Raw genomic sequence first — 23611 nt, forward strand, 5'->3', positions numbered from 1 at the left:
TACTCATGTAAATCCTCCGTCCACAATAATTCTTTTATTATAAACGGGTTTTCTTTCTGGGGACATAGAAAAACCCGAATAAAGGGGCACTTTTTAATTAGTGTCCATTATTCGGGTTACAGTTCATAATTTAGGAAAGGGGTCTTCTTCTTTTTATTTTTTATTGATCATATTGGAAATCGTATTGAGGTCAAGCTGCTTACCATCGTTAACGATGGATTTAACAATTTGATCCTCCATTTCCTTACTCACCGGTTTATTGGCAATTTGAGAAACTCTACGGATCACATTACGGACTGTTTTTTCATCTTTAAAATTCGCATTTTGTAATGAATTAGCTAATTCAAAGATGTCTTTCATATTAACGCCCGTTTTCTTTTCAATGTTTTTAAAAAATCCATTATCCATATTTAAAGATCACGCTCCTTCATAAACTACTTTTATTGTATGAAGGATTGGTAAATTGGTGAATAAAATGGAAAGCGTACACGCCCCTAGGCACTTTTCAGGAATTAAGATGAAAGGGCTGGCCATTTAATCTGGCCAACCCCTTCCCTTAAGCAAGCACTATTTTTTAATAGAAGCTTGCACCAACAATGATTAAAAGGATGAATAATACGACGATTAATACAAAAGTTGAACCGTAGCCAAACCCACCGCCGTACCCACCGCCGTAGCCGCAGCAGCCGCCATATCCAAACATAGAATGTCACCTCACTTCTGTAATCTCATTAATAACATATGAAATTACTTTGTACTGTGTGTAGGCGAGACATCTATTTCAGTAAATTGCATTCAAAAATGTGAAGTTTATCCCTTAGGTTTAAAAATTAATGCACCAATAAATCCGAAAATAATCGCTGCTGAGACTCCAGAACTTGTTACCTGAAACATCCCTGTCAATACGCCAATCAGTCCATGTTTCTCGGCATCCTGCATCGCTCCATGTACTAAGGAATTGCCAAAACTGGTAATGGGAATGGTAGCTCCTGCCCCAGCAAAGTCAACTAATGGTTCATAAAGACCGAAACCGTCCAATACAGCGCCAATAACAACGAGCAAACTTAATGTATGGCCAGGGGTAAGCTTAGCGACATCAAACAATAGCTGCCCAACTACACAGATTAGCCCGCCAATCACAAATGCCCAAAAAAACATAGCTAACATATGATCACCCCTTATCTCCATTCATTTCTATGGCAACAGCATGTGCAATACATGGGATCGATTCGTTTTGCTGAAAGCTGAGCGGGGACAGCAATGCGCCTGTTGCAACTACTAAGATCCGGTTATATGTACCCTTTTTCAATTGGTTCAATAGATGTCCATACAAGGCAGTTGCAGAGCAGCCTGCACCACTTCCCCCAGATTGTACTGGCTGATCATCCTTATACATTAATAACCCGCAATCCTGGAATTGTTTTCGTTCTAATTCAAGACCACTTTTGTTAATTAACTCAAACGCTGTATCATGACCGACCCTGCCTAGGTCCCCAGTAACAATCAAATCATAATAAGAGGGGTCTAATTGAAGATCACGGAAATGGGCCATGATTGTATCTGCTGCGGCTGGTGCCATCGCCCCGCCCATATTAAATGGATCCGTTAATCCCATATCGATCACTTTTCCAATGGTTGCTGAAGTTGTCACTGGGTGCACCTGACCGGGTTCATTAGGCTGAATTAGTGCCACTCCTGCCCCTGTTACTGTCCATTGCGCAGTCGGCGGCTTTTGACCTCCATATTCAGTTGGGTAGCGAAACTGCTTCTCAACTGCTGCATTATGACTTGATGCGCCCGTTAAGACGTACTTTGCTCCCTGGTAATTAACAACAAATGAGGCTAGCGCCAACCCTTCCATTGAAGTTGAGCATGCCCCGAAAAGACCGAAATAGGGAATCTGCATGGTCCTTGCGGCAAAACTTGTTGGTGTTATTTGATTAATTAAATCTCCAGCAAATAAAAATTGGATCTGTTCTTTATCAATATTTCTTTTTTTTAATGCTGTTTTAATAGCTTCTTCTAATAATAACCGATGCGCTTTTTCATAAGTTTCCTTTCCCATCCATAAATCTTCATATAATAAATCAAAATCCTCTGCTAAATTACAATTGGCTTCAAATGGTCCACCAGTCACACCAGTAGAGGTGATCATTGGTCGATTTGTAAAAATCCAAGATTGGTGCCCTTTTAACAATTACAATACCCCCCAAATCACCAGCAGTGTTTTAACCAGCGCAACCACAAAGGCCGAGAATACACCGAAAAGAATAACTGACCCAGCAAGCTTAAACATATTTCCACCTACTCCTAAAACAAACCCTTCTGTTCGATGCTCAATTGCCGCTGATATTACAGCATTTCCAAAGCCAGTCACGGGTACAGCACTTCCTGCTCCGGCAAACTGCCCAAGACGATCGTAAACTCCAAATCCAGTTAATAACATAGATAGGAAGACCATTGTTGCCACTGTTGGATTTCCTACACTCTGTTCGGTAAAATCAAAAAAATAAATATAAAAATAACTGATGGCTTGACCGATCACACAAATAATTCCGCCAACAAAAAATGCCTTAATACAGTTCTTCAAAACAGGCCGTTTTATTTCATGCTTTTGTTGAAGTTGTTGATATTTGCGCTGTTGGGGCGTCATGTTTTTTTGCTTACTCGTTGCCATCTTTATTCTTCCTTTCTTACTTCATATCTTTCGTCATTTTAACAATTTGGTTAAACCGTTTTTCAGCTTTCTGATGTGTAAATTTAGAGGATTTCATTCTCTCTTCGAGTCTTACTGTTTCTAGGAAAATTTTATAGTCACTAGAGATCGTAAAGTTCTCATCTGGATATTTTTCTTCAAGCATTTTGTTGAGGTCTTTCTCAATTTTTTTCATTCTAAATCGATGCAGATGCTTAACCTTATATACAACTAGTGTATCTTTTTTCCCTTTAACTACGGCCACATCATATAATTCTGGAAACGAGCTTACATCCTGCTCAATCTTTTTTACATGATCTTTACTTTTATTCTTTTGTGTTACAAGCGGGCTAGGATTCGTTGTTTTCATAAGAGTTAAATGACTATCCTTAACCTGTATGTTTTGATTACAGGAGGAAAGAAAGAATAAACAAGCAAATATTACCCAGCGATGAATTGCTCTCATATGAATCCCATCCCTTGTTCCATTTTATAAATACCACTACTATGTAGTTTTTTCGACATTGATAAAAATTATGAGTAAGAGCTTGGAAATTATCTTTGGCTAAAGCAGGCATAAAAAAAACTGCCAGCAACTATTCTGACAGTTTCTTTTCACTTATCTTGAAGTTTTTTTACCGCAGCCACAACCTGATCCTTTTTGCTTTATGGATTTCGATGGTTGATACATGTAAGTTGACTGGGATGATTGTGTTGATTGAGTATTCTCAGTGGATTGAGTTCTCCTTTTCTTTTGTCCCATTTTCTTCTCTCCCTTGCTGTCAATACTTAGTCTTCTACTAACAGAATATGAACAACCTTTAAGCCTTGTCTCAGCGGACACCACTATTTTTCGATAAAATACTGCACAATGGACTCCAAAATGGAAGCAAATCCTGCTACCCCTAAAATTAAGATAATTGGGAATGAAAAGTCTGGGTATAGAAGTGAAAGACTAACAATACCAGTGGAAGCCCATATCCCCGTACACCAATAACAGCTAAGAAGTTCTCCGAAAAATTTTTTGACCCCCTTTTCTTTCGGAAGGTAATAAACCTCGATTTCTCCATCCTCCATTTCTTCTATTATCTCATTAAAAAAAGGAACCCGAATAAATTCGGTTATTTTATCAAAAACAAGTAACCTTGTCAGCCTAAAGCTCGCCAGCGTTAGAAGAAGCAGGTTTAAAAAGGTTATTTTCATGTTGTACGGTCCTTTCTTCCTTTCTTCCTTTCAAAGCATTTTATTAGCCTAATTTCCTTAAATAAGGCTATTGTCCGTGTCCCAAAAGTGCTCCATTAAATATGTTAATAATGTAAGATATATATCGGATTAAGGAGGAAAAATAATGGGTTGTGGGAATGATCATGATTTTCGTAAAGGGAATTGCGTTTGCGAAGTCGTTCGTGCCATTAAAGATATCCAAGACAATGCAGTAGAAGAAAACGATTGCCCAGAGTGTTCCAGTTGTTTCAATGAGCCTCTAGGGTCATTGGTGTCACCAGCGCGGAGAGATCCTGTCGATACTCGCGTATTTGTACTAAGTACTGCGGATGGTTCTCCATTCCATGCATTCTTTAGTAACGAAAACAATGCATGTGTATCTATCTACTTCCGCGTCGAAGATGTATTTGACAACTGCTGTGCTACACTTCGTGTGTTAGTTCCAGGACGCCGCGAGGGTGGTACCTTCTGTCCAGTTAACTTGGTTTCTGGCGGAGATAAATGCTGCATCAATCTTGATAAAGTATGTCAGGTTGAACGATTCCGTGCAAGTAACGACTGCATTACCGTTGACTTAAAGTGCTTCTGTGCAGTGCAATGTATTGCAGATGTTAACTTAGGAATTTGTAATTAATATTATAGCCAGTCGGTAAAACGGCTGGCTTTTTTTATTTTTTAGCTATTTCCTAATTCCAATCAACATCACATTTTTAAGGGCATGAACTGGCACGCTTTTCGTTGTTTGATCATGAAATCGAATCGTCACATTTTGACCATCGTATTCCATTAGATAACCTTGGTAGCTATTTTCCTCGGTGACAAAAACACAAGGAGCAGGTGGAAGGGCCTTTGGATAATTAAGTAAATAATCTAACCTTTCTCCTAAATTCATTTGTTTAAAAGGCTTTACCCGATTAAGTGATGTACGCTTCTTATCCTGAAACTGTGTCGGTGATGCCAGTGATTTCATGTGTCGTGTTGGTGACGAATTTTCTTCTTTCTTTACGCCTTTTTTTATCTGTTCTGGGACTAGTTCCTGTTTTGCAAGCGAGAGTTTCTTTTTACCTTCTTCCTCACTGGGATTTTCTTCCTCCTGTTCGATTAGTTCTTGTTTGATTGTGTATGTTTCCTGCATGTTCGTGGCAGGGGGTCTTGAAAACGGCTGGTGGATATAGAGCAAGGGTCCCTTGCTCATTTTTTTCGACATGTTTAGGGCACCTCCATTAACGTAATCCTTCACATTATATTTATGCTAGAAGCCCATACAGGTCACTGAAAAATGCAACTTTAAGAGAAAAGTTTCTACATTAATAAAAGACCCGCAATAAATACGGGCCTTCCTTTTATCCGAAATATAATATAAATTTTGAACCTTGATAGCTGTCTAGCGCCTAGCGTCTAGTGGACTTCGCTCTTCAAGTAAAAATTATCTCAGTCGAAGCGCTCCAGTCCTTACGACGCTATACGGGCGCTTCCGCTTTATAGTATATGATATCCAGAATCAACGTGAATGTTTTCTCCAGTAATTCCTCGTGAAAGATCACTGAATAGGAATACAGCTGTGTCGCCAACTTCTTCTGGAGTGGTTGCTCTACGTAATGGTGCTCTTTCCTCTATTTCTTTTAGGATTGAATTAAAATCACTTATTCCTTTTGCAGATAATGTTCGGATTGGACCTGCAGAAATTGAATTGACACGAATGTTTTCTTTACCAAGATCTGCGGCTAAGTACCGTACACTAGCGTCTAGAGAAGCTTTGGCCACACCCATAACATTATAGTTCTGGATTGCACGTTCACCACCTAAGTATGTTAACGTAACAATGCTTCCTCCTTCAGTCATTAATCCCCGTGCCTCTTTCGCCACGGCAGTTAAGGAATACGAACTAATATTGTGAGCGAGCAAGAAGCCCTCTCTAGTTGTATTTAAATACTCTCCGCTTAGTTCTTCTTTATTTGCAAATGCAATGCAGTGCGCTACTCCATGAATGGATCCCACAGTTTCTTTGATTTCAGCAAAACACTTGGCCACTTCTTCATCGCTTGTTACATCACAAGGTAATACAATTGTTCCTTCAGCTTCTAAAGAACCAGCCAGTTCACGGACACTGCTTTCTAGCCTTTCACCTGCATAAGTAAAAATTAATCTTGCTCCTGCATTGTGAAGCGAGCGGGCAATCCCCCAAGCAATACTACGTTTATTGGCAACACCCATTACTACGTATGTTTTTCCAGTTAAAGAAAGATTCATATCGAAAAAGTCCTCCTACAGTTACACATGATATTAGTACTTGGTACTAATTTTACACTAATTTGCGATAAATGGAAAGTTCAACAACAAATCAATAATCCACTAACAGATTTCACAGAATTCCAGCTCGCGTTTTAACTCATCTACATACTCTATTGAGCCAGTTACAATCAAACGATCATTCATCTCCAATTCTGTATCTCCATGTGGGACGATGGAATCCTTGCCCCGAAAAATCCGTACAAAAATAATATCGCCTGTAAAAGGAAATTTTCGTAGGGACATCCCATCAAATTGGCTATTCTTCATGACAATTTCATAAAGTCCTGTTTCTTGATTTGTGAGTATATTTATCACGGTTGGTGATTCAATCAGCGACCGGAGTAATACTTTTGTTGACATAAAAGTAGAAAACACTTCAATATTATGTGCCCGTAAATGTTCCTCTAAATCTGGGCTTTCAATCCGTGCAATGATCCTAGATTTCCCCTTTTCTTTCGCAGCAATCGCCAATTCTGCATTGATCTTCTCTTCACCAGTTGAAATCACGACAATCTCTGACTGAAAAACTTCTGTATTTTCCAACGTTGCCAACGAATAATCTGGAATTTCAACTATTTCAAATAGTGAATGGGCAATTTGCTTTTCTGATTTCTCCATTGGCGTATGATAGAGTATTGGATCATATAGTCCTGACTTTAATTCTCGAGAAACTGGCAAAGTAGTCTGATTGGCACCTAAGAAGGCAACATTGACCTTTTTATTAGCAACTACTTCTTTAGGAAATAGCTTTTTAAAAACAATTGGTGTAAAAATAGAAGTAAGTACTGCCACTAGTATTAGTGTTCCACTCATCTCCGCTGTTATGATTCCTAGTCTTTCGCCAATTGTCGCTGCCGCTATGACAAGGGAAAGAGTAGATGTAAGCAAAAATCCGGAGGCAATGACGGTTTTTATATCATACCAACTTTTCAATAGATATACTGGTATAAGTTTAGAAAAAAGCAGTCCTGCTAGTAAAAGTGGTATTAATAACAAAAGTTTTTTTTCGCTGAATAGAGACCAAATATCAAGATTTACACCTACCATTACAAAAAAGATCGGAATCAAAAATCCATAACCGAAAGAATCTAATTTATGTACAAGCTCTTGGTTAGGTGATAACAACGAAACAAGAACACCTGCTAAGAATGCACCTAAGATATTTTCTGCACCTACTGTTTCAGACAAACCAACCAAAACGATGATAAGTGTGAAAACAGCCCGTGTTCCAATTTGGACGGTCCCCGTTGATAGTGATTCCATAAACGTACGATTTTTAAATCTTTTGCCAATGAAATAAAGTACGATCCCTGCTGCGAACAAAATAAGTAACAGCCATGTATTTCCATGACCGGATTCATTTAGCGAAACAAAGACAGCAAGTAAGATCATCGTCACTAAATCTGCAATAACTGCAACTAATAAGATAATTTGACCAATGACCGTTTTCATCAAATGGGCCTCTTTTAAGGTTGGTACTACTACTCCCAAGGATATGGTCGAAATGATTAATGTCATTAAAAAAGCATTATCAATGAAACCTGCCATGACAAACAAAATCGATAAACCAAGTGAGAAGATAAAAATACCTGCAAACACTAATGATGCCACTACAAATGAGTTGGGCTCCTTTTTTCCATTTGGAAGGACCTTACGCTTATTCCCTCCAGAAAAGGCCTTAAAGTCAATTTCAAGCCCGCTTAAAAACATGAGAAAAATAAAACCGAGGGTTGATAAGGTTGAGAGCCAAATATCTCCATGAACCAGATCGAAACCACTTTTTCCTATGAAAAGTCCCATTATGATTTCAGCGACGACTACCGGAATATAATTCAATTTAAACCGGTGTAAAAGAATGGGAGTTAAAAATGCCATCGTAACAACAATTAATAAAGAAATAATAGAAACATGCTGCTCCATAAAAATATACTCCTTTCATTATTAAAAGTACGAAATCCGTTTATAAAAACAAACACTACTACTAAAAATATGAGTAAATAAGGAGTTGAGCCAATGAAAATTGATGTAATCGGTGATATACATGGCTGTTTAGCTGAATTAAAGGAACTCACAATGAAGCTGGGCTATAAATGGGAGAACGGATTACCGAGACATGAAACCAGAGTGCTTGGATTTCTTGGTGATTTAACAGACCGTGGGCCTGCCTCACTTGATGTAATCGATATCGTATGGAAGTTGGTGATGGTAGAAAAAAAAGCTTATTACACACCCGGAAATCATTGTAATAAGCTTTACCGTTTCTTCCTTGGCAACAAAGTTCAGATTGCACATGGGCTTGAAACAACCGTTGCGGAATATGAATCATTATATAAGAAAGACCAGCAATCCATTCGAAAAAAATTTATCGAACTATATGAAAAAGCACCACTCTATTTAGTATTAGACAACAAGAAGCTGGTTATCGCCCATGCAGGAATTAAAGAAGAATTTATCGGACAATCCCATGGAAAAGTTAAGGAATTTGTTCTTTATGGTGATATTACAGGTAAAAAGCATCCGGATGGATCACCGATTAGAAGAGACTGGGCGAAAGAGTATCATGGTGAACCATGTATTATATATGGACATACTCCCGTTCAAGAGCCCAGGTTCATAAATAATACTTATAATATTGATACAGGTGCAGTTTTTGGCGGGAAACTTACAGCCTTAAGATATCCTGAAATGGAATTAGTTTCAGTTAAATCTACTATGCCATATGTTGAGGAAAAATTTAAACAATTTGATTGAAGAGGTAATTTCAAATAACCTAAATCACGAAAAACTAAAGGCTGCCTCTTAATTTAAAGTAGGTCAGCCTTTAATAAATCACCCATATCTCTAGGTAGTGGTGCGGTAAACATCATTTCTTTTTTTAAAAAGGGGTGAAGAAATTTTATCTTGCTACAATGAAGGGCCTGTCGTTCAATGAACGATAGACCTCCTCCATACAAATCATCACCAAGCAATGGATGTTTCAAATATGACAAATGGACTCTAATTTGATGGGTTCGTCCAGTTTCAAGGACAAGTTCTAAATAAGTAAATGACCGATGCCTTGCAAGCACTTGATAATGGGTACACGCATATTGCCCATCCGCTCGAACTTCTCTTTCAATAATACTGTCGTCTTTACGTCCAATTGGCGCTATTATCGTACCATTGTCTAAGGGTATCCTGCCCTCCGAAAATGCCTCATATGTCCGCTTAACTTGACCACTACGCTGCATCATACTAAACAAATGATGTACATGACGATGTTTAGCAATTAATACAATTCCGGAAGTATCCCTGTCAAGGCGAGTGACAATGTGCGAAGTAGCTTGCAGACCACTGCGCTGATAATAGCCAACCAGCCCATTCGCCAAGCTGCCAGAAGGATGTTCTCGAGACGGAATCGTGTTCATACCTGCCGGTTTATTTACTACCAGCAAATACTCATCTTCATATAGAATCGCTAATGGAATGTCTTCGCCCAGTAAGCCCTCAGCAGGACTTTCGCTAGGAAAAATAACAGTTATTTCATCGCTCATAGCTAACCGATAGCGGACGTTTACTTCTTCTCCATTTACTTGGATATGACCGCCCTTGAACTTGATATCTGTTAATGCCGTCCGAGAAATTTCTTCTTCTTTTAAAAATTCCCTTACAAGTTTTCCAGCATCGCTTTCCCCAATGACCCACTTCATTTGAAATCTCAGCAACATTACAACGATACCTGCCTCTTAATCTGATATAAACGAATCATGAACTCTTTTCCAAAACGGAAACGGCCGGAAGCGAGCAAACCGGATTTTTTCGTCTGGTACCCTAAATTGAATCGATTTTACATCTTTATGAAGCAAGGTCAGGTGGTCAATGGTCACTTGAAAATCCGACCGATTAACTGGTTTAAGCATACAAGTATGATGGGCTGGAAGAATTAACGGCGAGCCAATTGTTCTAAAAACTTTATTATTAATCGATGCCATTTCAGCAATTTGAAGGGCCGAAATCGATGGATGGATGATCGCCCCGCCAAGGGCCTTATTATAGGCAGTACTACCTGATGGAGTTGACACACATAAACCGTCACCACGGAACCGTTCGAAATGTTGTCCGCGAATCTCCGCATCCATCACAAGCGTCCCCTCGACACTTTTTACGGTGGATTCATTTAAGGCGAGATACCTAGATTCCTTCCCTGCATGAGAATAACGGATTATGACCTCTAATAGCGGGTATTCAACTACTTGATAAGGTGTTTTAGCAATCGCAATCACTAGTTTTTCAATTTCATCCGGAATCCAATCTGCATAAAACCCAAGATGCCCCGTATGTATTCCAACAAAAGCAGTTTTATCTAAACGGCTGCTATAGCGATGAAATGCATAAAGTAGTGTGCCGTCACCACCTATCGATACAACAATATCAGGCTGGTCTTCATCGTAAATAAGATCAAAATCAAGTAAATAGGTCCTCATTTTATGCATTAATATATTGGACTTTTGATCTCCTTTTGAAGTAATCGCAAATTTCATAATTTTCGGCTCCTTGTGCTGAATGGCTTATAAATTAGATGGTTATGTAATCAATCCTTCTCTTCTTGTTTCAATTCTTTCTTTCTCGTAAAAAAGGCCTGGGCTTCCTGAATTTCACCCCGAATCAATGACATTTCCTCATCTAATCGAAACGCTGCTTCTGCCGCTCTCTTCAGTCTCATTTGAATATCACTTGGGAAAACCCCCTTGTACTTATAGCTCAATGTATGTTCAATTGTCGCCCAAAAATTCATTGCAAGTGTTCGGATTTGGATTTCAGCTAAAATTTTCTTTTCCCCATGAATAGTTTGAACAGGATAAGAAATAACTACATGGTAAGACCGGTATCCGCTAGTCTTTTTATGTGATATATAGTCCCTATCCTCTACAATTTCAAAATCATTTCGATTGTGTAATAAATTGACAACTGTATGGATATCATCAACAAACTGACACATAATCCGCAATCCAGCGATATCCTGCATCTCCTCTTCTAATCTTTCAAGTGGAATTCCTTTTTGATTTGCCTTGTCAAGTATACTTACGATTGGTTTTACTCTTCCTGTAACAAATTCAATGGGTGAATGAGTAGCATCAAAGTCGAATTGCCCCCTCATTCCCTTTAATTTTACTTTTAATTCTGCAACAGCTTGTTTATATGGGGATAGAAATTGGTCCCAATGCTTCATAATTTCACCTCAAAACAAATTATGTTAAGAAAATACTCTCTACTTTCGTAACCATTTCTTTCCCATAATTACTATTACCTTTAATATTTGTTAATACATAATTAAATTCTTCATGGAAGTTAATTAGTTCTTTTTGCCCTTCGTTAAAAGTAACCCAAACAGATAATTTATTTTCCTCTGCCGTTTTCAAGAGTGGCCAGATTTGTTGATGTAAAACGATATATGTATAATCATCTTTATCTTCCATTAAATAAATAAATGAATAGTCGTCTGAATCCACAAGAATCTGTTCAGTAGGAAACAAATCATCAATGCTTTCATTTGTTTCTAACATTAATTGCTCATTTTTTATGTATGCTTTTTCGATTTTAATTTTTTTCTTCATCTCTTTACCTCCATTATCCACTTACCTATTTTAGCATAATTCAGCGATTTCTCCCAAGGATTGATGTTTAGCTTAGAAATGGGATAATAAAGGTGATTCCCTTTTGAAAGGATGATGAAAATATGACACAAAATATTGAAATTGAATTTAAAAATATGCTAACAAAAAAAGAATATGAACGACTCATTGAGTCTTTTAAGGTGGACACCAATCAAATTTTTAGACAGGAGAACCATTACTTTGATACTCCAAATTTTTCTTTAAAGAAGAATAAGTCTGCTCTAAGGATCCGCCAAAAGGGCTTAACCTACGAAATGACATTAAAACAGCCGGCCGCAGTCGGGCTTCTTGAAACAAATCAGCCGATTAGTAAAGAGGAAGCAAAAATGGCAATCCATTATGGCACGCTTCCAAAAGGGATCATCCAACCTCTTATAGAAGAATACGAGATTTCTTTTTCCGATATTGAATATTTTGGTGCCTTACTAACGGAGCGCGCTGAATTCAAATATGAAAATGGATTGCTAGTATTGGACCATAGTATTTATCTAAATACAGAAGATTATGAATTAGAATATGAGGTTGAAAACTATCAGGATGGAAAGAAAATATTTTACGAACTGCTTGAGCGATTCAAGATTCCTGCACGTAAAACGGAAAATAAAATTCACCGATTCTATCACCGAAAATACAAGCAAACGAATCAAAATGAATCGTAAAGGTATTTCAAAGTAGATTTATTTGAAGATATTATTTCCAACATGCTAATTCCTGCTTTTTCTATTAAGAATTGCTCACTTGGCATACATTATTAATGTGTTTAAGTAACAAATTTACAAATTTAAAGCAATTCATTTGAGATATGAAATACGCATTGATAAAATAAATCTACATAATACATTAAGGGAGTTGGCAACATGATTGAAAGAAAGCTTTCACCATTTGAATCCATTGGTGAAGAAACATTACACCGTCTTGTGGACACATTTTATGGCCTTGTTGCGCAACATCCTGATCTAGCTCCAATATTCCCAAATCAATTTTCAGAAATTGCTCGGAAACAAAAGCAATTCTTAACTCAATATTTAGGCGGTCCTGCATTGTATACGGAAGAACATGGTCACCCTATGATGCGTGCTCGTCATTTGCCATTTCCTGTTACACCAACACGCGCCAAAGCGTGGCTATCTTGCATGTCACAAGCAATGGACAAAATAGGATTAGAGGGTCCAGTAAGGGATGAATTTTATTCACGCCTTTATCTTACGGCCCAACACATGATTAACACGCCAGACGCTGGCGGGATCACAGGTGAAGAAAGTGAATAGTTCAAAATCTTCAAGCGCTAAACGGCATTGCAGTGATAAAAAGCCGATTGAGATTTACATGTTTATTGACCCTTTATGTCCTGAATGCTGGGCGTTAGAGCCAATTTTAAAGAAATTGCAAATTGAATATGGACGTTATTTTTCTATTAAGCATATTTTAAGTGGACGATTAGCCGATTTAAATATAACGAAGAAAAAGAATTTTGAGAATATCGCACAAGTGTGGGAGAAAACTGCTAGCAGGTCAGGTATGTCATGTGATGGAAGCCTTTGGCTAGAGAATCCTGTGGATTCACCCTATACTGTTTCCATAGCTCTAAAAGCAGCTGAATTACAGGGGAGGCGGGCTGGGCTCCGTTTTCTGCGGAGAATCCAAGAGGGATTATTTCTAGAAAAACTGAATGTGTCAAATTTAGAGGTGTTAAAAGATTGTGCTAGGAGTTTAGGCTTGGATGTAGAGGAATTCATGTATGATATTCATTCTGAAAGTGCTGCAAAAGCCTTTCAATGTGATCTAAAAATAACTTCTGAAATGGATGTACGGGAGATTCCTACCTTAGTATTTTTTAATGAAAATGTTGAGGATGAAGGAATAAAGATAACTGGTTCTTATCCATATGAGGTATATGTCCATATCTTGGAGGAAATGCTTTCGGAAAAACCAATCAAATCTCCTCCCCCTCCATTAGAATCGTTTATGAAGTTTTTTAAATTTGTCGCCTCAAAAGAAATTGCGGTTGTTTATAATATGTCTATTTCACAAATTGAACGTGAAATGAAAAAATTACTTTTAAAGCAAGTGGTGGAACAGATCCCTGCTAAATATGGAACCTTTTGGAGATATATTGAAGAGTAGAAGCATGTTGTTAAACGGCATGTTTTCTTTTTTCTGGAAAATTGAAAAATGCCTTGCAGTTTTTACACTGCAAGGCATTTTACTATTTATACGAACAAAGGGGATGGGAGAAATTTTTCACGGTCAAACAAAGGGGTATATGTTTGTTGTGATCAACTTCACATATATAATATAGCATGCACTTTCAATGTGTGGCAATAAGTTTGTGCTTTATTTCACATAATTGTCAAATATCATAAAATCACGGCATGGACAATAGACATAGAAGTACTAGGATTTAAAACACATTCACGAGGGTGGCCTGTCATTTATGAAAAAATTCCCTATCCTGATTATGCTTCTGTTTATTTTCATTGCTTTTTTTCTTCAAATCCTTGCACTTTTAAAGATTTTTCCGCTTTTGCTTAGTACACCTATATTATTTGCAGCCATATTTATCTTCATTTTTTACCTCAATGGCAGAAAACGTTTTAAAGGATTTTAAAGGGATGGAGCCCTTAAGGCCCCATCCCCTTTCATTATGCTTGTGATAACAATTGCTCTAATTCATTCAGTTTTTCTTCAAATACCTTACAAGCATTTTTAATTGGCTCTGCACTTGTCATATCCACTCCAGCCTTTTTCAGCACTTCAATCGGATAATCTGAGCTTCCTGCACTTAGGAATTCAATGTACCTTTTCACGGCTGGCTCGCCCTCTTCTAAAATTTGTTTGCTTAGTGCAGTCGCAGCACTAAACCCAGTTGCATACTGGTATACATAATAATTGTAATAAAAATGCGGTATTCTCGCCCATTCTAATCCGATTTCCTCATCTATGACAATGTCTTCTTCACCAAAATATTTTTTATTTAATGCATAATAACTTTCTGTTAATGCATCTGCAGTTAAGGCCTCGTTGTTTTGTGCTTTTTGATGAATCATGTGTTCAAACTCAGCAAACATCGTTTGACGGAACACCGTACCTCTAAAGCCTTCTAAATAATGATTGAGCAAGTAAATTCTTTTTTGTTCATCATCAATGGTTTTTAATAAATAGTCGTTTAAGAGTGCTTCATTACAGGTAGAAGCCACTTCTGCAACGAAAATGGAATAATTTCCGTATGGATACGGCTGTGATTTCCGAGTATAGTAACTGTGGACGGAATGACCAAACTCATGAGCAAGTGTAAATAAATTATTTACATTATCCTGCCAGTTCATCAGGATATATGGATGGGTACCGTATGCGCCTGAAGAGTAAGCACCGCTCCGCTTTCCTTTATTTTCATGGACATCAACCCAGCGATTTTCAAAGCCCTCTGCTAATATTTTGGCATATTCCTCGCCTAATGGTGATAACCCTTTAATGACTAGATCCTTCGCCTTTTCGTATTCGATTTCCATTTTCACATCTTTAACAAGAGGGGTAAATAAATCATACATATGAAGTTCGTCAAGACCCAGGACTTTTTTACGAAGCTTCACATAACGATGTACTAAATGAAGATTATCGGTAACGGTATTTACAAGGTTATCGTACACGCTTTCTGGGATATTATTAGCAGAAAGGGCGGCATGTCTCGCTGAATCATACTTTCTTACTCTTGCATTAAAGTTATCCTTCTTAACATTACCACTTAGAGTACTTGCAAATGTATTTTTAAAATTACCATACGTTTTATATACTGCCTTAAACGCATCTCTTCTTACCCTTGGGTCTTCACTTTCTAAGAAACGAATATAACGGCCATGAGTAATTTCAACATCTGCCCCATTTTCATCTTTAATAGATGGAAATTCAAGGTCTGCATTATTCAGCATTCCGAACGTATTACTAGAAGCATCCATCACTTCGCTGGCTTCCGCAAGTAATGCTTCCTGTTCGGCTGTTAGGACATGAGGTCTTTGCAGATTAATTTCAGCGAGAGCATGCTCATATAACTTTAATTCCGATTTATCATTTAAGAAACCAGCTACTTGGCCCTCATTTAAAGAAAGAATTTCAGGTACAATAAAGGCCAATTGGCTGGCTGCTTGCGAATACATATTTTTCATTCTATCATCCAAGCCTTGATAAAATGAGTTCGTTGTATCTTGGTCATAACGCATATGTGAATATGTATAAAGCTTTCCAATCCGTTCTAACAGTTTATCTTGGAACTGAAGCGCTTTATATAGAGTCTCGGCACTTTCCCCCAATTTTCCTTCAAATTCCTTAATTCCTGGGATTAGACTTTTCACTTCCTGAAACTCTTTTTCCCACTCTTGGTCATTCACAAAAATATCTTCAAGTTTCCATGTATCTTGCTCAGGGATTGCACTTCTTGCCGGTAGTGATTTTACTGCCGTTTCATTTGCCATCTTTCATCCTCCATTCTACATTCCTTCGAAAAAAAGTATCATTACTTAATATTCTCCTTATCTTTCCAATTTCCTTTTAGCAATTGCCAATACGAAAACTATTTACACCTCTATATAGTATGCCCTTCTAATTGTTTTCATTTATCTATTCGAGTGGATTTGGTTATATTTTTGAAAAAATAAAAACTTCGCTTCCTCTTTTTCTCGATTTGAACTCGGAATAAATATTTTCCGTTTTAATTGGAATATTGCATCTTCCTTTTTTTCCACAATACCAAATTGTTCTAGCAATAAAAGGTACTCAAGAATGGCTGCTATTGGATTTGCATTTTCAAGCAGTGGTAAATTTCTGATCACAACTTCTTTTCTACGGATTCTTCTATTTAACTGGGTAGTTAATTCTTGTAAGGTTATCAAATCATTAATATTTTTGTTGGCAATAACATCAATAAATAAATAGGTTTGCCAAATAATCGGTGATGTTTGGATAACTAGCGAATGAGGGTTTGGAAGGCCAATTTCTGGTGGCAATAAGAAGAGATTAAGGTTATTGTTATAAATTTCATTGAGAAAGGTTTTATGTTGTTTACATGGATGAAGAGTCCAATTTAGGGTAAAGCTTTCTATTTCCTTGATCCACCTTGATAGATTAAACTGATGATTTATCATTGGGTCCAATAGATCAGTCAAGCCCATTTTCTTAATAGGGTAAAATGAATGATGTGCGAAGGCATTTTTTATGGAGTAAGGAGTAATAGCCAGAACAAAATGAAATTGTTGTTTTTCGGGGCAATAGGTGGGTATATAAAGTTTCCCTGAAGAAGTTGTTCGTATGAATTGAAATTGAAAGTTTGACAAAGCAACAATATTATTTTTGTTAAGGCGTATTTTGTTGCTGGATAATATCCATAAAGGCTGGTAACCATTCTCGAGATACGTTTGGGTCCGCTTAATAAATAGGCTTTCTGGAATCGTTGAACACTGATACTCTAACGCATATTTCTTTCCATTAAACTTGAACATTATATCAGGTCGTTGCTGAATTTCCCTGTCAAAGTACTCTAAAATGGAAGGTATTTTTTGTTTGATCAGCCAATGATAGAGCTGAAGTTTACCCTCCATGTGATAAATAGTTTCATTTTCAAAAAATTCTCGGCAATTCCCTCCTCGTTGATGGGCAAAATGAAATATACGTTGATCCCCTAATTTTAACAAAAGACTTTCCCCACAGATTGGGCAAAAAAACTCTTCTTTGCTGCGAAGTTCTAATAGAGCTTCTTTTTGGTAATCAAGTCCAAGACAGATAGTTACACCCTTTTTTGTTTGTGCAGTTAACAATTAATACTCTCCTCCTTTCTCAATGTTAATTCGTCATAATGCGCATGAATACCTTTTAACCAAATAAAAAAACTCGTCATTTTTCGACGAGTTCTTATCTTTGGCTAAAGTAAGGGCGAGAGCAGCCTTGCTGTTGATTCAAGTACCTTAAACCCCAGATGTCTTTCTTGAAAGCTTGCTTTATCCAACTGTTTGGAAGATTCAAGGTCATTTAAATATTCTTCAACAAGCTTTTGTGTACTTTTGGTTCGGAACAAGAATGCATTTACTTCGAAGTTTAAATGGAAACTTCTCATGTCCATATTCGATGTCCCGATCGAGGCTAGTTCATGATCAACAATGACAATCTTACTGTGCATAAAGCCCCGCTCGAATTCATAAACCTTAACCCCCGCCTCTAATAGTTCAGGAAAGTATGATCTTGATGCATGAAAGACAATCCGTTTATCCGGTTTGTTAGGTACTAGAAGCCGTACATCAATACCACTAAGTGCAGCTACTTTTAACGCGGAAAATATATCTTCATCCGGAATAAAATAAGGAGAAGCAATCCAAACTGATTTTTCGGCGCTTGCAATCATCGAGAAAAAAATATTTTTGATTACACTCCACTCATTATCAGGCCCTCCAGCAATAAGCTGCACCCCTCCATGACTTTCATCATCATTCTGTGGGGATAGGTATTCAGCTGTTAAAAAACTGTGGTTTGTCATATAATACCAATCTTGTAAAAATATAAGCTGCAGCGTCCTTACTGCTTCTCCACGGAGCATTAAATGAGTATCACGCCAAAATCCGATATGCTTATTTCTCCCCAGATATTCATCTCCAATATTAAGACCTCCGACAAAACCTATAGTTCCATCAATTATGATCATTTTTCGATGATTGCGGAAATTAAATTTATTATTTAAAAAAGGGAGTTTTACAGGCCCAAAAGTGACCATTTCAATCCCCTCATTTTTAAGTTCATTAATATAGTTCTTTGAAAGTTGCCAAGATCCCACTGCGTCATATAAAAACCGTACTTTAACACCTTGACGTGCTTTCTCAATTAGTATGCTTTTAATTTCCTGGCCAATATGATCATGCCGAACAATATAATATTCAAGGTGGATATGATGCCGTGCCTTTTTTAACTGCTCAATAATATTAGAAAAAGTTTCCTCTCCGTTGGTTAATATTTTTGTGGCTGTATCGAAGGAAATAGGACTATTCCCTAGCTTTTGAGCCAAGTTAAATAATTTCCCTTGATGTTCTCTCATTAAAGTAAGCTTTTCATCATTCCTTGGGTCTTCCTCCCCTTCTACGGTCAAAAAAGCTTGTTTATCTAGGAAATATTTTTTTCTAAACATTTTCTCTTTGCGATAATTTCTTCCAAAAAGGAGGTAAAAAATAAAACCAACTAATGGAAAGCTACCTAGGACAACTAACCAAGTAATAGTTTGAGTTGGATGACGGTTTTCAAGGAATATTACAAAGCCAATGAAAATGACTGACAGCGTAACTAGTACACTCAGGAAACCAAATATTCCACTTGCTAATTGATCCTTAAAGAAAAACCATAGTACGGATAAAACCAATAAAAACAAAATAACCCTTACTGTGTTTTTCAGTGTCCTCACCTGCCAGATATTTTTTCAAAAATAACTCATACTAAAATACCGATTTCAATTATGAAATCGGTACATTAATCAGCGAAAATGTTTTCGTAATTCAGCAAAAACATTAGCTGAAATTATTTCTTTACCGTATTCTTGAATACGGTGAATCGTAAGCTGTGTTTCATAACCGTACTCAAGCAAAATACTTAATATATCATCAATTTGGTCTTCTTCAAATAAGTCTTCAGGAAATTCAGTAAATAGATAATACTTACCCTCAAAATGATAAAGTTTTGTGACTAAATCATCTAAACCTGAACGATTTGATAAACTAATGACGTCCTCGAAATCTTTAAAACCAATAAGGAATTCTAATGTTTCTTCTTCAAGTAAAATAACCTCTTCATCAGAATGATTGGGATTAAAATGATGATCAAGAATCTCATCAAATTTATCTTCACCTGGATAGTCTTTTATTTTTTCATTAGGAATAGGCAGTTCAAACTTTTGACCATCTTTTGTTAGTTGTGCTTTGGTTACAAGAATTTCCAATCCTTTATCAAGTGCTTGGACTTGAATCCAGAGAGGACCTTCAATAACAAACTCTTCCTCATCATGAACTTCATCCATCATTTCCCAAAAGAGTTCTTCACTTCGTTCCCGATTGTACCAAATCTCTTCTCGGTCAAAGCCTCTTTCTTCTATATCACCATAAGAAATGTAAAATTTTACTGTATTTTCATTAATGCGTTCAATCTCCATCTAAACATCTCCCTTCCGTTTTCCAGATTGAAGGGACAAAATACCCCCAAGCAGATACTGCCATAGCATTTACTTAAATCCAAAAGATTCTTCAAAGGGCGAAAAAGTAAATACTCGTGTACTTTTATTTTATGACAAAAGCACTAATAAGGGAAATAAAAAGGGCTAAAATCTAAAAAACCGTGATAATGCCTAAACATAATACCAGCGTTACGATATTCCTTTTATTTTATCAAAGTAAGAAGGAAACTACAAATAATTCATTTTATTTTTTATATACAAAAAAAGACCTCCTATATAGAAGGCCTATTTATTTAATTAACCATTCGCTGGGCTTCACGCAGCTGGAACGTTCTTACTCTTCTTGGCAGGAATCGTCTAATTTCATCCTCATTATAGCCAACCTGTAAACGTTTTTCATCAATGATAATCGGCCTGCGTAAAAGTCCTGGATTTTCCTTTATTAAACCAAATAGATCCTGAAGCGGCATTGCATCAAGGTTTACATCTAATTTTTGAAATGTTTTTGATCTTGTAGAAATAATTTCATCTGTACCATCTTCTGTCATTCGGAGAATTTCTTTAATTTCTTCCATGGTTAATGGTTCAGAAAAAATATTTCTCTCAGTGTATGGGATTTCATGTTCTTCTAACCATGATTTTGCTTTTCTGCATGATGTACAACTTGGTGAAGTGTATAGTGTTACCATTCGATCTTCACACTCCTCTTTTATTTGAGACTATTTATAAATCAGGTATATTGAATAAAGCGATTTGGTCATAATCAGGATGCACCAATTTCGATAATAATTATAAATTAGTAATTTATATCATTGATTATACACCACTGTTTCTTAAAAAGGTATCCTTTTTTCCAAAAAATATTGTTAGACCAAAACATTGAATAATTTCTTTTATACTATATTAGACGAATATTTCCCTTAAAAGTTTCATATTTTTAATAATTTTATCTTGAAAATTCACTTTCGTAATTATTCATCTCCAATAATGTTCGTCAACGCTATATGAATAAAGGAGGGTCTTCATAAAAATATTAAATTCTAACATTTAGTTACTGAATGATTTATAAAGATAAGTCTAATATTATTCTCAATTAAAAATTCGTAATGAAAACGCATTCATTTTGTTTTGAAAACTTATTGATTGTTAGTCACTTTCCTCTTTAAATCGTTGGAAAGTTCTTTTACAATGAAGTGTAAGGGATATTTATATTTGCACTACAAATATTCTAAGCAGCTGATAATTGGAGGGGTTATAACCATGGGAGCATACATAATGGATTTAACTATTGTTGCTTTATTAATTGTAGGAATTACTGCCTTAATGGGTGTTATTACAAACAGTTTCGGTGAAAAGGTGTTCGGTGGTAAAAATCGAAGTGAATTTGTAGATGAAAGTGCCAAATACCAGACTGGATGGAAAACAGTTGGCGGTAATCGTAAATAAGAAAAAAACGGTATTTTCATGGTGTTGTTTTATAAAAAAACGATCTCTAAGCGAGATCGTTTTTTTTAATGCTATTTAGATTGTGATTGGAATTGTTTGAATTCTTTCTCTGAACAAAGCACAAAGTGTCCAGGAGTTACTTCTCTAAACTCCACTGGTTCATTAGGCTCGTAGTTATGACTTGCTGGGTCATAGGATTTCCGTTTTCGCGTCCGTTCACTAATCGGATCTGGAGCAGGAATCGCTGATAAAAGTGATTGTGTGTACGGATGAAGTGGATTTTTATAAAGTTCATCCGCTGGTGCAAGTTCAACCATTTTACCAAAGTACATAACACCAATACGATCACTAATGTATTTTACCATTGAAAGGTCATGAGCTATAAAAAGATAGGTTAAGTTTTTATCTTTTTGTAGTTTTCTCATTAAGTTTACAACCTGAGCTTGGATAGAAACATCCAATGCAGATATCGGTTCATCGGCAATGATAAATTCTGGTTGAACAGCAAGAGCACGTGCTATTCCGATCCGTTGACGCTGACCACCACTAAATTCATGTGGATAGCGGTTTGCATGCTCTCTGTTCAAACCAACGGTTTCTAAGAGCTGGTACACTTGCTCCATCCGATCTTGCCTAGAATTTGCTAAACCATGAATATCAATTCCCTCGGCAATAACATCCGCTATTTTTAATCTAGGATTTAAAGATGCATAAGGGTCTTGGAAGATCATTTGCATTTTTCGGTTAAAATCTTTTAATTGTTTCTTTGATTTCTTACCATGAACGTTTACTCCATCGTACAAAACTTCTCCACCAGTGGCATCATACAAACGGATAATCGTACGTCCTGTTGTGGATTTACCACAGCCAGACTCACCAACGAGTCCCATTACTTCACCCTTATAGATATCAAATGAAACATTATCAACAGCTTTTACTTCGTTTGCTTTACCCTCATTAAAATATTGCTTTAGGTTTTTAATCTCAAGTAATTTCTCTCTTTGAGCCATTTATTTCCCCCCCTTTTTTCCAGGGAATTGATCTTGACCAGCATTTCCGACTTTGACTAAATCGGCATTTCCAGAAAATTGATTTTGTCGTCTTAGAACTGCAGCTGGTGGTTCAACTTTTGGTGCATCCGGATGCAGCAGCCAAGTTGCCGCATAATGTGTATCAGACACTTTGAAGAAAGGTGGTTCTTGCTCTAAATCAATCTTCATAACAAATGGGTTACGTGGCGCGAACGCGTCCCCTTTTGGTGGATCTAATAAATCTGGTGGTGTTCCTGGAATAGAGAATAGTTCATCATCTTGGGTATCCATATCAGGCATTGAACTGATTAATCCCCATGTATATGGATGCTTTGGATTATAGAAAATCTCATCAGCAGTCCCAATTTCAACTATTTTTCCTCCGTACATAACAGCAACACGGTCGGCTACATTAGCAACTACACCAAGATCATGCGTAATAAAGATAATTGATGTATCAATTTTCTTTTGCAAATCTTTCATTAATTCAAGAATTTGTGCTTGAATGGTTACGTCAAGCGCAGTTGTCGGTTCATCAGCAATTAGAACTTTCGGGTTACATGCCAAAGCAATAGCGATAACAACCCTTTGCCTCATACCACCGGAGAACTGATGAGGATATTGATCCACACGTAACTCTGCCTTAGGAATACCAACTAGCTTTAATAATTCAATTGCTCTTTCCTTTGCAGCGTGTCTGCTCATGTTTTGGTGTTTTATAAGCGGTTCCATAATCTGGTTGCCAATTTTCATTGTTGGATTTAAAGAAGTCATCGGATCCTGGAAAATCATAGATATATCTTTTCCACGGATTTTTTGCATTTCTTTATCTTTTAATTTTGTTAGATCTTTGCCTTCAAATAGAATCTGGCCACTTTTAATTTCTGAATTGTGTTCAGGAAGTAAACGCATGATTGATTTGGTAGTTACAGATTTACCGGAACCAGATTCACCCACAATGGCTAGGGTTTCACCATTATATAAATCAAAACTTACGCCACGAATAGCTTTAACTTCACCCGAAAACGTATGAAACGAAATATTTAAATCTTTTACTTCTAAAATTTTCTCCATTTAC

At 36.8% G+C, this 23611-nt stretch carries 27 protein-coding genes; 6 read left to right on the top strand and 21 right to left on the bottom strand.

Annotated elements, in window-relative coordinates:
* Window positions 1–153: 153 nt before the first annotated feature.
* From spoVIF to KW850_RS25070, 7 genes are all read right to left on the bottom strand, one after another.
* A complete protein-coding gene (spoVIF, locus tag KW850_RS25040) occupies window positions 154–408 on the bottom strand; it encodes a sporulation-specific transcription regulator SpoVIF (RefSeq protein WP_218350483.1) in 255 nt (84 codons plus the stop codon).
* Between the two features lie 166 nt (window positions 409–574).
* The gene (locus KW850_RS25045) at window positions 575–703 is read right to left on the bottom strand and encodes a YjcZ family sporulation protein (protein WP_218350484.1); all 129 of its coding nucleotides are present in this window, start codon (window positions 701–703) and stop codon (window positions 575–577) included.
* A gap of 107 nt (window positions 704–810) precedes the next feature.
* Window positions 811–1167: a stage V sporulation protein AE gene (spoVAE, locus tag KW850_RS25050; protein WP_218350485.1), complete on the bottom strand. Its 357-nt coding sequence runs from the start codon at window positions 1165–1167 to the stop codon at window positions 811–813.
* Between the two features lie 4 nt (window positions 1168–1171).
* Entirely contained in the window at window positions 1172–2197 is a 1026-nt protein-coding gene (gene spoVAD / locus KW850_RS25055; protein ID WP_218350486.1) for a stage V sporulation protein AD, read from the bottom strand.
* Window positions 2198–2677 carry a stage V sporulation protein AC gene (gene spoVAC / locus KW850_RS25060; protein WP_218350487.1) on the bottom strand — a complete coding sequence of 160 codons (480 nt, stop codon included), beginning with the start codon at window positions 2675–2677 and terminating at the stop codon, window positions 2198–2200.
* A gap of 16 nt (window positions 2678–2693) precedes the next feature.
* Entirely contained in the window at window positions 2694–3161 is a 468-nt protein-coding gene (locus KW850_RS25065) for a sporulation protein (RefSeq protein WP_218350488.1), read from the bottom strand.
* Window positions 3162–3541: 380 nt separating this feature from the next.
* Window positions 3542–3898 (bottom strand): DUF1360 domain-containing protein, encoded by a 357-nt coding sequence (locus KW850_RS25070; protein ID WP_218350489.1) that lies wholly within the window; start codon window positions 3896–3898, stop codon window positions 3542–3544.
* A gap of 145 nt (window positions 3899–4043) precedes the next feature.
* Between KW850_RS25070 and KW850_RS25075 the strand changes: the two genes are divergently transcribed.
* The gene (locus KW850_RS25075; protein WP_218350490.1) at window positions 4044–4553 is read left to right on the top strand and encodes a CotY/CotZ family spore coat protein; all 510 of its coding nucleotides are present in this window, start codon (window positions 4044–4046) and stop codon (window positions 4551–4553) included.
* Window positions 4554–4598: 45 nt separating this feature from the next.
* Here KW850_RS25075 and KW850_RS25080 read toward each other — a convergent pair whose 3' ends face one another.
* The 3 genes from KW850_RS25080 to KW850_RS25090 form a co-directional block, all read right to left on the bottom strand.
* Window positions 4599–5126: a CotO family spore coat protein gene (locus KW850_RS25080; protein WP_218350491.1), complete on the bottom strand. Its 528-nt coding sequence runs from the start codon at window positions 5124–5126 to the stop codon at window positions 4599–4601.
* Between the two features lie 272 nt (window positions 5127–5398).
* Window positions 5399–6169, bottom strand: a complete 771-nt coding sequence (gene fabI, locus KW850_RS25085; protein ID WP_218350492.1) for an enoyl-ACP reductase FabI — start codon at window positions 6167–6169, stop codon at window positions 5399–5401.
* Between the two features lie 102 nt (window positions 6170–6271).
* Window positions 6272–8131 carry a monovalent cation:proton antiporter family protein gene (locus KW850_RS25090; RefSeq protein ID WP_218350493.1) on the bottom strand — a complete coding sequence of 620 codons (1860 nt, stop codon included), beginning with the start codon at window positions 8129–8131 and terminating at the stop codon, window positions 6272–6274.
* A gap of 93 nt (window positions 8132–8224) precedes the next feature.
* Here KW850_RS25090 and prpE point away from each other — a divergent pair, with 93 nt between their 5' ends.
* On the top strand, window positions 8225–8962 hold the full coding sequence (gene prpE / locus KW850_RS25095; protein WP_218350494.1) for a bis(5'-nucleosyl)-tetraphosphatase PrpE: 738 nt from the start codon (window positions 8225–8227) through the stop codon (window positions 8960–8962).
* A 53-nt stretch (window positions 8963–9015) separates the two neighbouring features.
* On the opposite strand, the gene KW850_RS25100 is transcribed toward prpE, so the two are convergent.
* Genes KW850_RS25100 through KW850_RS25115 form a run of 4 tightly spaced genes read right to left on the bottom strand, consistent with a single transcriptional unit; the run spans window position 9016 to window position 11805 of the window.
* On the bottom strand, window positions 9016–9918 hold the full coding sequence (locus KW850_RS25100) for an RluA family pseudouridine synthase (RefSeq protein WP_218350495.1): 903 nt from the start codon (window positions 9916–9918) through the stop codon (window positions 9016–9018).
* An 18-nt stretch (window positions 9919–9936) separates the two neighbouring features.
* Complete coding sequence (locus tag KW850_RS25105) at window positions 9937–10731, bottom strand: NAD kinase (protein WP_218350496.1); 795 nt, start codon at window positions 10729–10731, stop codon at window positions 9937–9939.
* 50 nt (window positions 10732–10781) lie between these two features.
* Window positions 10782–11420 (bottom strand): GTP diphosphokinase, encoded by a 639-nt coding sequence (yjbM, locus tag KW850_RS25110; RefSeq protein WP_218350497.1) that lies wholly within the window; start codon window positions 11418–11420, stop codon window positions 10782–10784.
* A 19-nt stretch (window positions 11421–11439) separates the two neighbouring features.
* A complete protein-coding gene (locus KW850_RS25115; protein WP_218350498.1) occupies window positions 11440–11805 on the bottom strand; it encodes a UPF0738 family protein in 366 nt (121 codons plus the stop codon).
* A 122-nt stretch (window positions 11806–11927) separates the two neighbouring features.
* Here KW850_RS25115 and KW850_RS25120 point away from each other — a divergent pair, with 122 nt between their 5' ends.
* The 3 genes from KW850_RS25120 to KW850_RS25130 all read left to right on the top strand — a co-directional run bounded on the left by KW850_RS25120 (window position 11928) and on the right by KW850_RS25130 (window position 13989).
* Complete coding sequence (locus KW850_RS25120; RefSeq protein WP_218350499.1) at window positions 11928–12524, top strand: CYTH domain-containing protein; 597 nt, start codon at window positions 11928–11930, stop codon at window positions 12522–12524.
* A gap of 198 nt (window positions 12525–12722) precedes the next feature.
* Window positions 12723–13133, top strand: coding sequence for a globin domain-containing protein (locus KW850_RS25125; RefSeq protein ID WP_218350500.1), 411 nt, complete (start codon window positions 12723–12725; stop codon window positions 13131–13133).
* A complete protein-coding gene (locus KW850_RS25130) occupies window positions 13117–13989 on the top strand; it encodes a ClpXP adapter SpxH family protein (RefSeq protein WP_308128849.1) in 873 nt (290 codons plus the stop codon). Before KW850_RS25125 ends, KW850_RS25130 begins: the two co-directional genes overlap by 17 nt.
* 518 nt (window positions 13990–14507) lie before the next feature.
* On the opposite strand, the gene pepF is transcribed toward KW850_RS25130, so the two are convergent.
* The 5 genes from pepF to spxA form a co-directional block, all read right to left on the bottom strand.
* Window positions 14508–16331, bottom strand: coding sequence for an oligoendopeptidase F (gene pepF / locus KW850_RS25135; protein ID WP_218350501.1), 1824 nt, complete (start codon window positions 16329–16331; stop codon window positions 14508–14510).
* Window positions 16332–16472: 141 nt separating this feature from the next.
* Entirely contained in the window at window positions 16473–17669 is a 1197-nt protein-coding gene (locus KW850_RS25140) for a competence protein CoiA (RefSeq protein ID WP_218350502.1), read from the bottom strand.
* 104 nt (window positions 17670–17773) lie between these two features.
* Window positions 17774–19285: a cardiolipin synthase gene (gene cls / locus KW850_RS25145; RefSeq protein ID WP_218350564.1), complete on the bottom strand. Its 1512-nt coding sequence runs from the start codon at window positions 19283–19285 to the stop codon at window positions 17774–17776.
* Between the two features lie 78 nt (window positions 19286–19363).
* Window positions 19364–20035, bottom strand: coding sequence for an adaptor protein MecA (gene mecA / locus KW850_RS25150; RefSeq protein WP_218350503.1), 672 nt, complete (start codon window positions 20033–20035; stop codon window positions 19364–19366).
* A gap of 314 nt (window positions 20036–20349) precedes the next feature.
* Window positions 20350–20745, bottom strand: coding sequence for a transcriptional regulator SpxA (spxA, locus tag KW850_RS25155; RefSeq protein WP_026566143.1), 396 nt, complete (start codon window positions 20743–20745; stop codon window positions 20350–20352).
* Window positions 20746–21316: 571 nt separating this feature from the next.
* Here spxA and KW850_RS25160 point away from each other — a divergent pair.
* Window positions 21317–21502 (top strand): hypothetical protein, encoded by a 186-nt coding sequence (locus KW850_RS25160; RefSeq protein WP_218350504.1) that lies wholly within the window; start codon window positions 21317–21319, stop codon window positions 21500–21502.
* A gap of 71 nt (window positions 21503–21573) precedes the next feature.
* Here the strand turns inward: KW850_RS25160 and KW850_RS25165 are convergent, their stop codons facing one another.
* A complete protein-coding gene (locus KW850_RS25165) occupies window positions 21574–22512 on the bottom strand; it encodes an ABC transporter ATP-binding protein (RefSeq protein WP_218350505.1) in 939 nt (312 codons plus the stop codon).
* Window positions 22513–23607 carry an ABC transporter ATP-binding protein gene (locus tag KW850_RS25170; protein ID WP_218350506.1) on the bottom strand — a complete coding sequence of 365 codons (1095 nt, stop codon included), beginning with the start codon at window positions 23605–23607 and terminating at the stop codon, window positions 22513–22515.
* Between the last annotated feature and the right edge of the window lie 4 nt (window positions 23608–23611).

The sequence above is a fragment of the Bacillus sp. sid0103 genome (assembly GCF_019219025.1).

Coding starts and splice junctions, on each gene's coding strand:
- spoVIF (WP_218350483.1), bottom strand. CDS start 408: ATGGATAATGGATTTTTTAAAAACATTGAAAAGAAAACGGGCGTTAAT.
- KW850_RS25045 (WP_218350484.1), bottom strand. CDS start 703: ATGTTTGGATATGGCGGCTGCTGCGGCTACGGCGGTGGGTACGGCGGT.
- spoVAE (WP_218350485.1), bottom strand. CDS start 1,167: ATGTTAGCTATGTTTTTTTGGGCATTTGTGATTGGCGGGCTAATCTGT.
- spoVAC (WP_218350487.1), bottom strand. CDS start 2,677: ATGGCAACGAGTAAGCAAAAAAACATGACGCCCCAACAGCGCAAATAT.
- KW850_RS25065 (WP_218350488.1), bottom strand. CDS start 3,161: ATGAGAGCAATTCATCGCTGGGTAATATTTGCTTGTTTATTCTTTCTT.
- KW850_RS25070 (WP_218350489.1), bottom strand. CDS start 3,898: ATGAAAATAACCTTTTTAAACCTGCTTCTTCTAACGCTGGCGAGCTTT.
- KW850_RS25075 (WP_218350490.1), top strand. CDS start 4,044: ATGGGTTGTGGGAATGATCATGATTTTCGTAAAGGGAATTGCGTTTGC.
- KW850_RS25080 (WP_218350491.1), bottom strand. CDS start 5,126: ATGTCGAAAAAAATGAGCAAGGGACCCTTGCTCTATATCCACCAGCCG.
- fabI (WP_218350492.1), bottom strand. CDS start 6,169: ATGAATCTTTCTTTAACTGGAAAAACATACGTAGTAATGGGTGTTGCC.
- KW850_RS25090 (WP_218350493.1), bottom strand. CDS start 8,131: ATGGAGCAGCATGTTTCTATTATTTCTTTATTAATTGTTGTTACGATG.
- prpE (WP_218350494.1), top strand. CDS start 8,225: ATGAAAATTGATGTAATCGGTGATATACATGGCTGTTTAGCTGAATTA.
- KW850_RS25100 (WP_218350495.1), bottom strand. CDS start 9,918: ATGTTGCTGAGATTTCAAATGAAGTGGGTCATTGGGGAAAGCGATGCT.
- KW850_RS25105 (WP_218350496.1), bottom strand. CDS start 10,731: ATGAAATTTGCGATTACTTCAAAAGGAGATCAAAAGTCCAATATATTA.
- yjbM (WP_218350497.1), bottom strand. CDS start 11,420: ATGAAGCATTGGGACCAATTTCTATCCCCATATAAACAAGCTGTTGCA.
- KW850_RS25115 (WP_218350498.1), bottom strand. CDS start 11,805: ATGAAGAAAAAAATTAAAATCGAAAAAGCATACATAAAAAATGAGCAA.
- KW850_RS25120 (WP_218350499.1), top strand. CDS start 11,928: ATGACACAAAATATTGAAATTGAATTTAAAAATATGCTAACAAAAAAA.
- KW850_RS25125 (WP_218350500.1), top strand. CDS start 12,723: ATGATTGAAAGAAAGCTTTCACCATTTGAATCCATTGGTGAAGAAACA.
- pepF (WP_218350501.1), bottom strand. CDS start 16,331: ATGGCAAATGAAACGGCAGTAAAATCACTACCGGCAAGAAGTGCAATC.
- mecA (WP_218350503.1), bottom strand. CDS start 20,035: ATGGAGATTGAACGCATTAATGAAAATACAGTAAAATTTTACATTTCT.
- spxA (WP_026566143.1), bottom strand. CDS start 20,745: ATGGTAACACTATACACTTCACCAAGTTGTACATCATGCAGAAAAGCA.
- KW850_RS25160 (WP_218350504.1), top strand. CDS start 21,317: ATGGGAGCATACATAATGGATTTAACTATTGTTGCTTTATTAATTGTA.
- KW850_RS25165 (WP_218350505.1), bottom strand. CDS start 22,512: ATGGCTCAAAGAGAGAAATTACTTGAGATTAAAAACCTAAAGCAATAT.
- KW850_RS25170 (WP_218350506.1), bottom strand. CDS start 23,607: ATGGAGAAAATTTTAGAAGTAAAAGATTTAAATATTTCGTTTCATACG.